Source organism: Planococcus plakortidis (assembly GCF_001687605.2).
In the GTDB taxonomy this organism is placed as follows: Bacteria; Bacillota; Bacilli; order Bacillales_A; family Planococcaceae; genus Planococcus; species Planococcus plakortidis.
Genome location: NZ_CP016539.2, coordinates 1,781,239 through 1,796,938, shown reverse-complemented (window position 1 = coordinate 1,796,938; position 15,700 = coordinate 1,781,239). Strand labels below are relative to the sequence as shown.

Below are 15,700 nucleotides of genomic sequence, written 5' to 3'. Positions count from 1 at the left end.
TTTTTATGCAGAAAAAGGCCTGCCCCATTGAGGGCAGGCCTTCGAAAAGGTAGAGGGGGAAGCTTAAGGTTGCTCTTCGCTGTCTCCATCACCTGAATTGTTGCCATTGTTATTGCCATTTCCATTGCCGTTCCCGTTAGTATTGCCGTTTCCATTAGATGAAGCATTGCTGCCTGACCCTTCTTCAGGTTCTTCCGGCTGCTCTGGAGTGTCTACGGGTTCATCAGGGGTTGCGGCTGGTTCTTCCTCTGCGGATTCATCTTCTGCAGATTCTTCTTCAGCGGGTTCCTCTTCGGCTGGCTCTTCTTCGGCCGGCTCTTCCTCCGCTGGTTCCTCTTCGGCCGGTTCTTCCTCTACCGGTTCTTCTTCAGGTTCTTCCTCCGGCTCCTCTTCAGGCGGAGGGGAAATCTCAATGGTCGTGGAAGCCGGGTCACTGCGTCTGCCATTTTGGGTGGCGACCACGCGGAAAGTATAAGTGACGCCTCCTTCAAGTCCATCGTAGGAATAGCTGGTATCATCTGTCGTCGTCAGCACTTCGCCGTTGACGGACACTTCGAATGATACATCATCCGAACCATGGCTCCAGCTCAAGTTCGCGGTGTTGCCGCTGACGTCTGCCCTTAATCCAGAAGGTCGGTCAGGGTCTGCCACAAATCGCTCTGATACTGTACTGGGCTCCGTCCCCCTGGCGAACAATTCTTCACTGCGCATGCTCCACGGAGTGAACGGGCTCGCCAGGCGGAGCGGCTCTGTGCCGACTTCGATGACTTCCTGTGTCACAGAATCCGGCTGCTGGAATCTTGCCGTTTCCGGTGAGGAGATCTGGCTCATCACTTGCTTGAATAAACGCTGTGCAAGCAAGCGTTCGTTTGAAGCGGTGTCGATCGGTGTACGGACATCAGGGTAGCCGCTCCACACAGAGATTGAATAATCAGTTGTGTATCCGGCAAACCAGACATCACGTGCAGAAGTCGCATCAAGATTATATTCTTGGAGTTTATCTTCAGAATAATTGGATGTACCGGTTTTACCGGCCATATCGAGCCCGCTGATGGCGGCTTCTTTGCCGGTCGCTCCGGCAATGCTTGTGTCGACTGCATCACGAAGCATGTCAGTCACCATATAGGCGGTGCTGTCTTTCATCGCCGTCACCGGCTCAGGGGCGACGATTTCTTCTGTCGAACCGTCACGGAAGACAATTTTCTTGATCGTGTGCGGCTTGGTAAATACGCCGTTATTGCCGAATGCTGCGAAAGCACCTGCCATATCCACTGTTGAAATTTGATTCTCTGGCGTACCAAGTGCTGCTGACTCATAAATCCCGCCAAAATCCAGGCCGAGCTTTTGGGTGAACTCACTGGCGTTATCGGATCCGACTTCAGCCAGTGCTTTGACTGCTGGGATATTGCGTGAGCGGTATAGGGCTTCACGCGCTGTCATCGGCCCAAGGAACTGGCCATCGACGTTGCGGATCTCCTGGCCGCTGCTATAGGAATATTCTTCATCGACCAATGTCTGCCCGGTCGACCAATCCAAATACTCGATGGCTGGGCCATAGCTGACAAGCGGCTTGATCGTCGAGCCGATTACACGGTCTCTCGCCGTGGCAAAGTTTCTGCGCACATCGCCTTCGTATTCACGGGCTGCACCGACTGCGCTAATGCCGCCGGTCTTTGTGTCGACAACCGTCATGGCGGATTCGACTTCGTCATCGAAGAAGAGATCTGAAGCCATCGTCTCGTTGACACGTTCTTGCACATACGGTTCAAGTGTCGTGTGAATCGTCAAGCCTTCATCAAGCGAATAATCGCCATCAAGTGCTTCAAGCTCATCGACAACCATTTCCATGAATGCTGTATATTCGTTGCTTTCTTCATTTGTTGAACGTTGTTCTTCAGGAACAAGGGTCGATTCGACTGGCGTATTCCATGCTTCTTCCTTTTGGGCCTCATCGATTTTGCCATGCTGCTCCATCAAGTTCAAGACGACATCGCGGCGCTCTTCGGCGGCTTGCGGGTTCTTGAACGGGTTGTATCGGTTCGGGCTTTGCGGCATGCCGGCAAGCAAGGCTGCTTCGTGCAGTTCCAGTTCAGCTGACGGTTTTCCGAAGAATTGCTCTGCGGCAGTACCGAAGCCGTAAGTATTGCCCGACATCAAAATTTTGTTGAAATACATCTCGAAAATTTCTTCTTTGGAGTATTCCTGTTCCAGCTTGAATGCCAAGTAAGCTTCCTGTGCTTTCCGTTTCAATGTCTTTTCATTGGATAGGAAGGAGTTCTTGATGACCTGCTGGGTGATGGTGCTGGCACCTTGGGAACCGAAGCCGCCTGTGATGTTGGCGACGACTGCACCGCCGAGGCGGATCAAGTCGATCCCCGAGTGGTCATAGAAGCGATTGTCTTCGGTTGCGAGGATTGCGTCTTCCATGACTTGTGGAATGTCTTCATATTCCACATATTCCCGGTTCTGTGCGGTGAAATACGGAATTTCGGTTTCGCCGTCATTGGCCAGGAAGACGGGGCTGATCGGGTCCCTCAACAATTCTTCGTCGAGCTCAGGCGCACTGGCTGCATAAACAGCGAATAGAACAGCACCGAATAGAAATCCTGCGACGGCTAATGCGGCAATCGCCAGAAACCCTCTCTTGATCCATGTTTTTGCACCGGATTTCTTTTGTTTGTTCGAGTGCTTCCGCTGTCGCTCAATTGATTTTCTGCGTTCTTCACGCGATATTTTCTTATCACTCACAAGCGCTTCCTCACTTTCATGTATATGCTAATTCATTAGCTGATGGAGTACGGATAAATAGTCGATTCTCGGGAAAGCGCCCGGTTTTACCTCGACCGATGCTTCTTCGACTTCCGCAAGTGTCATCGATTTCCGGCCGCCTGCCGCCATGCGTTTCCAATACGTTTCCAGTGTTTCGAAAGGCAGGACAAAATAACGGTCGAGCGACGAAAACCGGATGATCAGAAAGGCCAGCCCCCCGTGGCGGATGATGTCCGCCATATGGTGCACTTGGTGTTCGTGGATGTTCTTCAGCGGGAAGGAAGTCCGGATCTCGGTTTCTTTCGCTTCGAAATCGACGTAGCGGCCTTGCCAGATGCCGTTATAATCGGTCGTCGACGGGGCTTGGAAATATGCTTCCCGGATGACCGCGGCGCTCCTGGACGGATACTCGACCCGCACGATTTGCACCGGCACGGGCTTTTTATGGATAACGGCAAGCCCGCGCTGCAAATAAAAACTATTCGTTTCGTTCAGTTCATCTTCCAGGGTCTTTCCACGGTTGCTGAATGAAACATCTTTTTTCTTTTTCTGCACCGGTTGATCCTTGGGTGGAGAAAATTTCTTTCCGTTTGGGTAATTGATCGCCATTTGTGATACACCTCGCTTACTTTATCATATCACACGCTCATAGACGACAAATATGATGAAAGGTTTCCGAACTTTATTCCTAATAATAGCGGATTTTCGAGCCATCTCCAACTGAAAAGAATACCTGTTCGGCAAACTGTATATGGCGTGCGGGATTGTGATAAACTAATGGCTATGGAGGGGAAGAAAATGGACCTCAAGCAATTATCAACCAATCTTTACCAAGAATGCGATATGTGTCTCGCACGCTTTAAGAAAATGCGTGAACTGGACGCCGATCCCGATTTTTTCCAAGAGGTAAAACCGTATGCCGATAAATGGCATGCTGTCATAGATGAATGGCAAGATGCTTCGCTATTGTTTATCCGAAACGAACGGCCAAAATACGTCCATAAGCTGCAAATCGACAATGCGGCAGAAGGCATGGGGCAAGTATTCGTCCAAAGTTTCTATAAAGATACGAGCAAAAAACGTTTTGTCCAGACGATACAAGCGGCTCAGTACACGATACAGACCTTGCTTACAGCGATAGATGAAAAGGGCGATGAGAAACAATGAGAATCAAAAAGACGATACCGGAAATCCTCGCAGAATGGAAAGTGGAGCCGGAGATGATGGAGCGCATTTACCATTGGCATACGAAGCCTGAAAAACCGGCAAGCTATGCCGATTTTCCGGAAGCGATGCACGATAGCCTGAAACAGGCATTGCGCAAGAAAGGCATCGAACAATTGTATACCCATCAACGGCAGGCGTTCGACTTGGCGCAAGCCGGTAATTCGTTCACAGCCGTCACGCCGACCGCTTCCGGCAAATCGTATTGCTATCATTTGCCGGTGCTGCATAAAATATTGAATGACCCGAATGCACGCGCCTTGTACTTGTTTCCGACAAAGGCTTTGGCGCAAGACCAAAAAAGCGATTTGCACGATTTGATTGAAAAGACCGAGCAGTCGATCCTGTCTTATACCTATGACGGCGACACGTCCCCGTCGATCCGGACGAAAGTGAGAAAGGCGGGGCAGATCGTCATGACCAATCCCGATATGCTCCATTCGGGGATCTTGCCTCATCACACGAAATGGGTGTCTCTTTTTGAGAACCTTCATTATATAGTGATCGATGAGCTGCATACTTATAAAGGCGTATTCGGCACCCATGTGGCGCATGTCATACGCCGCTTGAAACGGATCTGCAACTTTTACGGCAGCGATCCAGTCTTTATCTGTACGTCGGCGACCATCGCCAATCCGAAGCAGCTGGCTGAAAGTTTGACCAATACCGATCACGAGTTGATTGACCAGAATGGGGCGCCGGCGGGCAAAAAGCATATCCTGTTCTATAATCCGCCGATCGTCCACCCGACATTCGGCGTCCGGCGCAGTGCGGTGCTCGAAGTGCGTGATTTAGCGACATATCTTGTCAAGCAAGGCGTCCAAACGATCGTTTTTGCTAAATCACGTGTGCGCGTGGAAATGCTGGTAACTTATTTAAACGAAATTACGAAATATAAGTTGCAGGACGAATCGATTAAAGGCTACCGCGGCGGTTATTTGCCTTCGGAGCGGCGCGCCATCGAAAAAGGCTTGCGCGACGGCTCGATCCAATGCGTCGTATCGACCAATGCATTAGAACTCGGCGTCGACATCGGCCAATTGCAGGCTTGCATCATGACCGGCTATCCAGGCAATATCGCGAGCGCATGGCAACAGGCAGGACGCGCGGGCAGGCGCCAGGACGAATCGCTTGTCGTCTATGTCGCTCAGTCGACAGCGCTCGATCAATACATCATCAACCATCCAGAATATCTTCTCGACCAATCACCGGAAGAAGCGCGCATCCATCCGGAGAACATCATCATCCTGATGGATCATTTGAAATGCGCCTCGTTCGAACTGCCGTTTTCGACAGATGATATGTACGGGGAATTCGATGTCCAGTCTTTGCTTGAATACCTTCAGGAAGAAGGTGTTCTGGTCCGGACATCGGATCGTTGGCATTGGATGAGCGACCGCTTCCCGGCGCACGATATTTCCTTGCGTTCAGCGACGCAGGAAAACGTCGTCATCGTCGACCAATCGGTTCCGGCCGATACGAAAGTCATCGGCGAGATGGACCGCTTCAGCGCCATGACGCTTTTGCACGAAGAAGCGATCTACCTTCACCAAGGCACTCAGTTCCAAGTGGAGATCTTGGACTGGGAAGAGAAAAAAGCGTATGTGCGCGAAGTGGATGTCGATTATTTCACCGATGCGAATCTGGCAATCGAATTGAAAGTGATCAGCGAAGACAAACACCGGAAACTTCATCAATCCAATGTGTATTACGGCGATGTGGCGGTTCTTGCCATGCCGACGATTTTCAAGAAAATCCGTTTCGATACGCATGACAATATCGGCTCGGGGCCAATTTCACTCCCAGCCGAAGAATTGCATACCTCATCGACTTGGCTCAGCTTCGACAAGCCTGCTGATTTCAGCGATTCGGATTTGTCGGATATGATGACCGGCGCGGCTTATGCAATCGAAAGCTTTATCCCGATATTCGTGCAATGTGACCGGAGGGACGTCCATGTCGTGCCGCAAGTGAAATCGCCGCATAATGACCAGCCGTCATTTTTCATTCACGATTCCTACCCAGGCGGCATCGGCATCAGCGAACGCATCTATGAGCTATGGCAGCCGCTGCTCGAAAAAGCGCGCCAGCACGTCACCGAATGTCCATGCTTCGACGGTTGCCCGTCGTGCATCGGGGCACAGGATGCGGCGACGGATATGAAAGGGCGCGTCATCGAATTGCTCATGGAATTGGAGAAAGAGGGGTGAGCGTATGTCTTTTGAAAACAAGCTGATGCAGATGAAAGGCATGCTGAACAAAAAACCGGCAGCCCGAAAAGCGCAAACCGCTCCTGCTCGGCCGCCTCATGAAACGCAATGGAAGGAAATCGGACTGACCTTAAAGGAAAATAAATTCGGTTTTGTCTTCGAGAAGAAAATCGAGTATCCGCTTGATTACCTCCACGGCAATGTCGTGTTGGGCGAACTCGACCGTGTGCTTGAAGCATGGCAGAACACCGATTACGACCATCCGTTCAAACTATCGGAAGAAGCCCCTTTGGTGTTTTTCGATACGGAAACGACAGGTCTTGGAGGGACAGGAGCATATATTTTCCTGCTCGGTGTGTTGGAAAGGAAACAAGGCGGTTTTGAAATGACCCAATGGATCATGCCGGATCCTTCGCAGGAAGCGGCGTTTCTCTATGAGTCGAATTTATGGCAGGCACAGGACTCGGTCATTTTCTCTTATAATGGCAAAAGCTTCGACTGGCCGCAGCTTCATTCACGCTGGACGATGCACCGTGGGGCCTTGCCGAAACTGCCCGACCCAAAGCAGATCGATTTATTCCACGGCACGAAACGGATCTGGAAAAACGAATTGCAACGGCTCAAGCTCAGCGTCATCGAAGAAGAAAAGCTCGGCTTTGCCCGTAGCGGAGACGTGCCCGGGTATTTGATCCCCGCGATTTATCTCGATGCGGTGAAAAGTGGATTTCCGGAAGGCTTGGCGAAAGTGCTGTACCATAATGAGTTGGACATCCTGTCGCTCGTGTCACTTTATATCCGTTCATCCGATTTGTTGATGGAGGATCTTTCAAGCGAATCGAGCGGCGCTTATACGAATATCGGCAAATGGTATGCGGACTTGAAGCAATTCGACCAAAGCGCCGCTTATCTCGAGCATGTCACGCTAGAGCGCGGAGACGCCGGAGCGCTTGCCCGCTTTTTGCTGGCAGTCCAAAAAAAACGCAAAGGCGAATTTGCGGAAGCGCTTCAATTGTTCAAAGAAGCAGCACCCCATCTGCGCGGCCCGGTCGAAGTCGAGGCATGGGTACATCTAGCGAAACTTCATGAACATCAATTCAAAGACCCGGCGCAGGCGCTCGTCATGACCGGCTTTGCAAAAGAAGCAGCCAGCCATACAAAAGTCAGAAAGTCGATATTGGATGACTTGGCCAAGCGCGAATTGCGGCTCGAGGAGAAAAAACGAAAAAAAGCCGCCGAATCTACGGTTCACAGAACACGATAAATATCGCTTATGCTATACTAGCCGTAAGGAATAGACATATTTCACGAAGTTTCTTTTAATGGAAGGACGATTCGAATGGATATTAAATATGCAGCAAAAGACATTCTCGAAAAAGACTTTAAAACAGCCATGCGCGGCTACAACCAGGACGAAGTGGACCATTTCCTGGATGAAATCATTCAAGACTATGAATTGTACAACAAAAAAATCGAACAATTGCAAAATGAAAACCGCCGATTGCGCGCGGAGCTGGAGGAATCGCCAAAAAAGCAAGCGACTCCCGCGCCTGGAACGACCAATTTTGATATTTTGCGCAGATTGTCCCATCTGGAAAACCACGTATTCGGCAATAAGCTCGACAATAGATAACAAGCTTGTCAACGGCAGCCGAATAGCGTATACTTAGTTAGCCATTTGAAATTCTGGCAATCGCTCCTGCACTTGATGCAGGAGAGGAAAGTCCATGCTCACACGGATCTGCGATGACCGTAGTGATCGCGCCCAGCGAAACAATAAGCTGGGGCAGCATTTATGCTGACGGCGGGTAGAACGCCTAAGTCTTCGGATATGGCCGAAATACCCTGAAGGTGCCACAGTGACGGAGCTGTCTAGGAAACTATGCAGGTGGAACGAGGTAAACCCCGCGAGTGAGAAACCCAAATTATGGTAGGGGCACTTTTCCAAGGGAAATGAACCGACGGAAGAGGCGGAGTGAATCCGCAGATAGATGATTGCCATCCGCCAGTACGAGGCTTCGGCCGCTTGAGTACGCGGAGACAAAACATGGCTTATAGAATTTTGAATGGTCTTAACTTATCTTTTTTAAAGGCTCTCCTGTCGGGGAGCTTTTCTTCATATGAAGCAATTTAAACGAAGTTGATTGGAATTAAATCAGACACGGGACAGTGATGGATGATATGTGCTTTACGGATGATGCCCAGCAGGAAAAAGCGGGAAGCTATGGCTTTCCGGCCGCATTGCAGGGGCGTGTATTTGAAAAGATGGCAGAAGGCATGATGGTGACCAGCCTCACGGGAGAGATCCTTTTTGTGAATCCTGCTTTTGAATTGGTCACCGGATATGAAAAAACGCAAGTTCTTGGCAAAACGCCTAAAATCCTTCAAAGCGGCAAGCACGATTCGGCTTTCTATGAAACGATGTGGCAGGCTATCCGAAAGGACGGGGAGTGGCAAGGTGAAATATGGAACCGCCGAAAAAACGGCGATCTATATCCGGAGTGGCTGATGATTACCGGCGTGCCCGGTAACGATGGCGAAGTGAGCCATTATTGCGGCATTTTCACGGACCTGACCGAAGGCAAGGCGGCTGCACGTGAAATGAAGGAATTGGCCTTGTCCGACCCGTTGACAGGCGTCTCGAACCGCTACGATTTCGCGGAGCGCATGGACCATTTGATCAAGACGGCCGCTTCCTATGGTTTCAGGCATTCTCTCCTGTTCATGGATCTTGACCGCTTCAGGCAAGTGAACGAATCACTTGGCCACCGTGCGGGCGACCGCTTGCTTGTGGAAGTGGCGGGGCGGATCCGCAAAAAGCTCAGAAGCAAGGATTTATTGGCGCGTTATGGAGGCGATGAGTTTGTCATCGCGATGTCCGCTTTGAAACATCCGAAAGAAGCCGCACAGCTTGCGGAAGAATTGGTCGATGAACTTGAACAGCCGTTCCAGTTCGAAGGGCAAGAAGTGCGCATCTCGACCAGTATCGGCATCAGCCTTTACCCTGATGACGGCAAGTCCGGAGAAGAACTTCTCCAGAAAGCGGGACATGCACTCCGTTCAGCGAAGCAATTCGGCTCGGGGCAGTTCTCTTTCTTCCATGGCGATTCCCATGACACGGCAAAACGTACCTTGATTTTGGAAAATGAACTTCGGCGCGCTATCGAATACAAGCAAATGAGGGTCCATTACCAGCCGAAAATTGCGCTTCGCGATGGTTCATTCGCCGGCATGGAAGCATTGGTACGCTGGAATAGTGACCGCCTCGGGCCCGTCTCACCTGGCGAGTTCATCCCGCTGGCCGAAACGACCGGGCTGATCATCCCGCTAAGTGAGCAGATTATCGAACTTGCGTGCGCCGATTTTCTAAAATATGATTTTGCAACACTCTCCCCAGCCAAAATCTCCTTGAACATATCGGCGTTCCATTTTAAGCATCCGGCTCTATATGAAGGCTTGTTGTCCATTTTCGAACGAATGAATTGCAGCCCAAGCCATTTCGAACTGGAGTTGACGGAAGGCGCCGTGATGGGTGAAGGCAAAGCCATTGAAGACTTGCTGGCGCGTTTGCGCGAAGCGGGCTTCGGGCTGTCGATCGACGACTTCGGCACTGGCTACTCCTCGCTAAGTTATTTGCAGCGTTTCCAGGTGGACTGGCTGAAAATCGACCGCAGTTTCGTCCACGGCATCGCAGGAAAAAAAGAAAACCGGCATATCGTCGAAGCGATCATCAAGATGGCGCACAGCCTCCAGATGAAAGTAGTCGCAGAAGGCGCTGAAACGCACGAGGAAGTGGAGATTCTGGCGGGACTTGGCTGCGATAGGGTACAGGGCTATGTCTTTGCCAAGCCGATGCCGCCCGAAGAGATCCAAGGTTATATAGAAGAACTTGCAATCGTTGATAAAGGAAGGAAGTTGTTATGACTAGTTATAAATTACTGGCCACTGCAGCGATGGGGCTGGAATCCATAGTGGCGAATGAAGTAAAGGAACTTGGATACGAAACGACGACAGACAACGGAAAAGTATTTTTCGAAGGCACGGCCCGGGATATCGCCAAAGCGAATCTATGGCTGCGCACCGCCGACCGCGTGAAATTGATCGCCGGTGAATTCGAAGCGACCACTTTCGATGAGTTGTTTGAACAGACGAAAGCGATCGAATGGGAGAAATACTTGCCGGTCGATGCTGAATTCCCTGTGCAAGGGAAATCGGTCAAATCGAAACTTCACAGCGTGCCGACCTGCCAGTCGATCGTCAAGAAAGCCATCGTCGAACGCATGAAAAAAGCTTATCACCGCAACGCTTTTTTGGACGAATCTGGACCGCGCTTCAAGATCGAAGTATCGATCCTGAAAGATAAAGTGCAATTATCGATCGACACCAGTGGAGCGGGACTCCATAAACGCGGATACCGTGTCGGGCAGGGCGAAGCCCCCCTCAAGGAAACATTGGCAGCAGCGCTTGTTAAATTATCCCGCTGGACGCCAGACCGCTCATTTGTCGATCCGTTCTGCGGTTCGGGAACCATCGTCATCGAAGCAGCGATGATCGGGCAGAACATCGCGCCGGGCTATAACCGTGAATTCGACAGCGAACAATGGCCATGGATCGGTTCCAAGATCTGGGAGGAAGTTCGTGCGGAAGCGGAAGAACAAGCGGATTACGACCAGCCGCTGAATATTCTCGGCACGGATATCGACCACCGGATGATCCAGATCGCCGAGGAAAACGTCATCGAAGCTGGATTCGCCGGGCTTGTCCGTTTGCAGCAGCGGCAAGTGAAGGATTTCACGACGACCGAAGAGAATGGCGTCGTCATCGGAAATCCGCCATACGGGGAACGGATTGGTGAAGTGGAAGTGATCGAGGAAATGATCGGCGATATGGGACGGATGTTCTCGAAATACCCGACATGGTCCGTTTATATGCTATCGTCGATGGAAGGTTTTGAAAAGCTCTACGGACAGAAAGCGACAAAAAAACGCAAATTGTATAATGGCTTTATCCGTACAGACCTGTTTCAATTCTGGGGAGAGCGCCCGAAAAATAAATGAAGAAAACGGAAGGGCTGTGCGCCCTTCCGTTTCTCTGTGAGGAGTTTTATATGAGACAAGCATTGCCATTTCCGTTATCCAAGGATAAAACCTTCTTTGATTCATTGAACGATTGGATCGGGGATATCTTTTACGATATTTTGCCTGAAAAAGGGTATGAACTTCGCGATGAGCAGATTTTCATGTCGTTTCAGTTGGAAAAAGCATTGAAAGAACGCCAAGTGCTATTTGCAGAAGCCGGCGTCGGGACAGGCAAGACGATGGCCTATTTATTGCCGGCGATTGCATACGCCCGCTATACCGGCAAACCGGCGCTCATTTCTTGTGCGGATGAGGCGTTGATCGAACAGTTGGTGAAAAAAGGCGGGGACATCGACCGCTTGGATGAATTATTCGATTTGAACCTGGACGTCCGCCTCGCGAAATCGCGCGACCAGTATTTATGCCTGCAACGTTTCGAAGGGGCGAAAAAACGCAGCGAAGCGGAATTTCTCGACCATATCGAAGACACGCTTCCCGAATTCGTCAATAAAACCTATTCGATGCAACATATGTATCCATACGGCGAACGGTCGAGTTATCCGGAACTCACGGATGACCAGTGGCAGCAAGTCAATTACCATCCGATCCAAAATTGCAATGCCTGCGATATGCGCAATAAATGCGGGCAAACGCTTCACCGCAACCATTACCGGGAAGCGACCGACCTCGTCATCTGCTCACATGACTTCCTGATGGAGCATATTTGGACGAAGGAAAACCGCAAGCACGAGGGCCAGGCGCCCTTGCTTCCCGAAGTTTCCCAGATTGTGCTCGATGAAGGCCATTTACTCGAATTTGCGGCACAGCGCGCACTCACTTATGAAGTGCAGGAAAGCTCGCTATACGATGTGACGGAAAAGATCATGGTCGACGGCGTCCGTGAAAAGACGATGGCCCTTATTGAACGGACCATCGACTTGCATACCGAATTTTTCCGTGTGTTGCGCAATGATCTGGTCCCGAGCGAAGAGGATCGAAAAGCGATCCAGGACGATCCGCTGTTGAAACGCATCGGCACGGAATTGATCCGAACCGTCGACACTTTGCTGGAGGAATTTGTTTTTGAAGGCGAATTGTTCAGCATTCCCGAATATGAACTGAATTTGGCTGAGGAATATTTCGAGCAGTATAATTTCTCGATGGGCTTGTTTGTCGAGAACGGCGATGCCATCAGCTGGCTGGAAGAAAAAGACGAAATCGAGACCTTGGTCATCATGCCGCGCCTCGTGACGGATATTCTTGAGGAGAAACTATTCGATGGCAAATTGCCGATCGTCTTTTCTTCCGCGACCTTATCCGTCGCGAAGGATTTCACTTACCTGGCGGACACTTTGGGCATCGATCATTTCGAATCATTCTCGGTGCCGTCCCCGTTCGAGTACGACGAAGTCATGGAGATTTTCAAGCATCCGGTTTCACCGGAAGCAAAAGCGCAAAAAGTGCTGGAACTCGCAGCAGAAGGCGGCCAGACCTTGGTATTGTTCAAGTCAAAAGCCGCCATGCAGGCCTTCAAACAAGCAATGCCGGAAGCTTCCGGACTTGCCATCGAATTCGAAGGCGACCGCGAGCTTTCATCTGTCGTCCGCGATTTCCAGGACGGCAAATTCCAAGTGCTGTGTTCCCACCACCTATGGGAAGGAATGGACTTGCCTGGAGATGCCTTGACGAAAGTCATCATCGTCGATTTGCCGATGCCTCCGAGCGATCCAGTCTTCGACGCCAAGCGCAAATTCAGCGAACATCCACTTGAAGAAATCGACTTGCCGTTCATGCAGCTGCGCCTGCAACAAGGCGTCGGGCGATTGATCCGTTCTTCATCCGACCACGGCGAAATCCATTTGCTTCTGACCGAAGAGGAACTGCGCATTGAACACCTGTGGAAGACTGTCTTGCCGGTGCCGGCGAAAAATCGCTAAATAGAATAGAAGTGACGAATCAGCGGGGGAACTCCTCCGCTGATTTTTTATGTCTTTTTCCGATATCCTCCCCTTAGAAATGAAATTCCCGAAAGCTGATGCGGCAGAGAAAAGACCCCTTATGATACAATAGAGCGGAAAAGAAGGAGGAATATTGTGTCAATGGAACAACAATTCAGGGATCTTCATCAAAAAATGACAAGTTATAACGAAGCCCTCTCATTACTTTATTGGGATATGCGGACAGGCGCGCCCAAAAAAGGACAGGACTTGCGTTCAGAGACGATTGGAACCTTATCTTCAGAATTGTTCGCGATGTCGACCTCTGAAGAATATGGCAAGCTCATTGCCGGGTTGAAAGAACAGGACGGTTTGTCGATCGCGATGAAACGCTCGGTGGAAGAGGCAGAGCGCGAATACCAATTGAATGCCAAAATACCCCCGGAAGAGTACCGTGCGTTCGTTGTCTTGACGAGCAAAGCGGAATCCGTATGGGAACAAGCGAAAGAGCAGGCGGATTTCGCCATGTTCCAGCCATATTTAGAACAGCTCGTGGAGACGACGAAACGCTTTGTCGGCTATTGGGGCGTTAAAAATGGCAGCGTCTATAATACTTTGCTCGACCAATATGAGCCAGGCGTCACAACCGAACAGCTGGATCGGGTATTTGGCCAATTGAGGGAGCGCATCGTGCCGCTCGTCAAAAAAATCCAGGCGTCTCATAATCAGCCGGACACCCGATTTTTATATGGCCATTTCCCGAAACAAGCCCAGCAGGATTTCAGCTTGGAAGTGCTAAACCAACTCGGTTATGATTTCGAGGCGGGGCGGCTGGATGAGACAGTCCATCCGTTCATGATCGCAGTGAACCGCGGCGATGTCCGGGTCACCACGAAATACGATGAAGAAGATTTCCGTACAGCCGTTTTCGGCACGATCCACGAAGCAGGCCATGCTTTGTACGAACAGAACATCAGCGATGAGTTGAGCGGGTTGCCGGTTGATGACGGATCCTCGATGGGCATCCATGAATCACAGTCCTTGTTCTATGAGAACTTTGTCGGGCGCAATGAATCATTCTGGCGCCATAACTACGGGAAATTCCTGTCTTATGCACCGGATTCGTTCCAGAACGTGGCGCTGGATGAATTCCTGGCAGCCATCAATGAATCAAAGCCTTCCTTGATCCGCATCGAAGCCGATGAATTGACGTATGCACTGCATATCATGATTCGTTATGAATTGGAAAAAGGCTTATTCGACGGAGATTACGAAGTGAAGGACCTGCCAGCATTATGGAACGATAAATATGAGGAATACCTGGGTATCCGCCCGGAACATGATGGTGAAGGCGTGCTCCAGGACGTCCACTGGGCTGGCGGCAGCTTCGGCTATTTCCCTTCCTATGCATTGGGGCTGTTATATGCAGCGCAGTTCAAGAAGGCGATGCAAAAAGACCTCCCGAATTTCGATGAATTACTGGCAAACGGTGAAATCGGCCCGTTGACCGAATGGCTGACGGATAAAGTCCATCGGCACGGAGCTGTCAAGAAGCCGCTTGAGCTCTTACAAGATGCGACGGGTGAAGGCTTGAATGGAAATCATTTGGCCGATTATTTAGAAGCAAAATACGCCAAAATCTATCAATTGGACTAAAAAAACTATGGAAAATTGGGTGAAATGACTAAAGGGGGATTTATCTGTGTTGGCATCTTTTCGTTTGGAAGGCAAGACCGCAATCGTGACCGGAGCCGGAAAAGGCATCGGGCGTGCGATTGCACTGGCACTCGGTGAAGCAGGGGCGAATGTGTTGCTCGTGGCACGGACCGAAAGCGATTTGGAGCATGTGATGCATGAAATGGCGGCTGACCGCACATCCTATGCAGTCGCGGATGTGACCGACCGGAACGATATCCAATCAGCGGTCGAAAAAGCCGTCAGCCGGTTCGGCGGTGTGGACATTCTCGTCAATAATGCAGGGATGAATATCCGTTCGAAACTGGACGATGCGACTGACAGCGAATGGCATAAGATCATGGATACCAATGCGCAAAGCGTATTCATGTTTTCCCAGGAGGCAGCGAAGCATATGAAAAAAGGGGCATCGATCATCAATGTCAGCTCCGTCGGCGGTGACCGGGCGCTGAAGACGGGCGTTGTCTATGCGGCTTCCAAAGCGGCGATCATTCAAATGACCAAAGTGATGGCCATGGAATGGGGCGAGCGGGGCATCCGCGTCAATGCAATCGGTCCTTGGTATTTCCGTACGCCGCTTACGGAGAGTTTGCTGTCGGATCAGGAATACCTGGATTCGATCCTTGCAGTGACACCGCTGAAACGCGTCGGCGAGTTGCCGGAAGTGGCTTCGCCTGTCGTGTTCCTCGCTTCGGATGCAGCGGGCTATATGACCGGACAGACCTTGTTCATCGACGGCGGCATGTCGATTCACGGATTTTCCTGAGAAAACATCCTTCCATCACTGGAA

Annotated in this window: 11 protein-coding genes and 1 other RNA gene; 10 read left to right on the top strand and 2 right to left on the bottom strand. The window is 50.7% G+C overall.

Annotated elements, in window-relative coordinates; genetic code table 11:
• Positions 1 to 63: 63 nt before the first annotated feature.
• Entirely contained in the window at positions 64 to 2,748 is a 2,685-nt protein-coding gene (locus BBI15_RS09110; protein WP_068869271.1) for a penicillin-binding protein 1A, read from the bottom strand.
• A 27-nt stretch (positions 2,749 to 2,775) separates the two neighbouring features.
• A complete protein-coding gene (gene recU, locus BBI15_RS09105; protein ID WP_068869270.1) occupies positions 2,776 to 3,378 on the bottom strand; it encodes a Holliday junction resolvase RecU in 603 nt (200 codons plus the stop codon).
• A 189-nt stretch (positions 3,379 to 3,567) separates the two neighbouring features.
• On the opposite strand from recU, the gene BBI15_RS09100 reads away from it, so the two are divergent.
• From BBI15_RS09100 to BBI15_RS09055, 10 genes are all read left to right on the top strand, one after another.
• Entirely contained in the window at positions 3,568 to 3,936 is a 369-nt protein-coding gene (locus tag BBI15_RS09100; RefSeq protein ID WP_068869269.1) for a YppE family protein, read from the top strand.
• Positions 3,933 to 6,203, top strand: coding sequence for a DEAD/DEAH box helicase (locus BBI15_RS09095; RefSeq protein ID WP_068869268.1), 2,271 nt, complete (start codon positions 3,933 to 3,935; stop codon positions 6,201 to 6,203). The genes BBI15_RS09100 and BBI15_RS09095 overlap by 4 nt, the downstream gene beginning before the upstream one ends.
• 4 nt (positions 6,204 to 6,207) lie before the next feature.
• Complete coding sequence (locus tag BBI15_RS09090) at positions 6,208 to 7,464, top strand: ribonuclease H-like domain-containing protein (protein WP_068869267.1); 1,257 nt, start codon at positions 6,208 to 6,210, stop codon at positions 7,462 to 7,464.
• A gap of 75 nt (positions 7,465 to 7,539) precedes the next feature.
• On the top strand, positions 7,540 to 7,833 hold the full coding sequence (gpsB, locus tag BBI15_RS09085) for a cell division regulator GpsB (RefSeq protein WP_068869266.1): 294 nt from the start codon (positions 7,540 to 7,542) through the stop codon (positions 7,831 to 7,833).
• A 48-nt stretch (positions 7,834 to 7,881) separates the two neighbouring features.
• Positions 7,882 to 8,260, top strand: an RNA gene (rnpB, locus tag BBI15_RS09080) — RNase P RNA component class B.
• Between the two features lie 112 nt (positions 8,261 to 8,372).
• A complete protein-coding gene (locus tag BBI15_RS09075; RefSeq protein WP_068869265.1) occupies positions 8,373 to 10,124 on the top strand; it encodes a putative bifunctional diguanylate cyclase/phosphodiesterase in 1,752 nt (583 codons plus the stop codon).
• On the top strand, positions 10,121 to 11,257 hold the full coding sequence (locus tag BBI15_RS09070; protein WP_068869264.1) for a THUMP domain-containing class I SAM-dependent RNA methyltransferase: 1,137 nt from the start codon (positions 10,121 to 10,123) through the stop codon (positions 11,255 to 11,257). Before BBI15_RS09075 ends, BBI15_RS09070 begins: the two co-directional genes overlap by 4 nt.
• Before the next feature lie 50 nt (positions 11,258 to 11,307).
• Positions 11,308 to 13,215 (top strand): ATP-dependent DNA helicase, encoded by a 1,908-nt coding sequence (locus tag BBI15_RS09065; RefSeq protein ID WP_068869263.1) that lies wholly within the window; start codon positions 11,308 to 11,310, stop codon positions 13,213 to 13,215.
• Between the two features lie 162 nt (positions 13,216 to 13,377).
• The gene (locus BBI15_RS09060; RefSeq protein WP_068869262.1) at positions 13,378 to 14,871 is read left to right on the top strand and encodes a carboxypeptidase M32; all 1,494 of its coding nucleotides are present in this window, start codon (positions 13,378 to 13,380) and stop codon (positions 14,869 to 14,871) included.
• Positions 14,872 to 14,917: 46 nt separating this feature from the next.
• Positions 14,918 to 15,676, top strand: a complete 759-nt coding sequence (locus BBI15_RS09055) for an SDR family NAD(P)-dependent oxidoreductase (protein WP_068869261.1) — start codon at positions 14,918 to 14,920, stop codon at positions 15,674 to 15,676.
• The last annotated feature ends 24 nt before the right edge of the window (positions 15,677 to 15,700 follow it).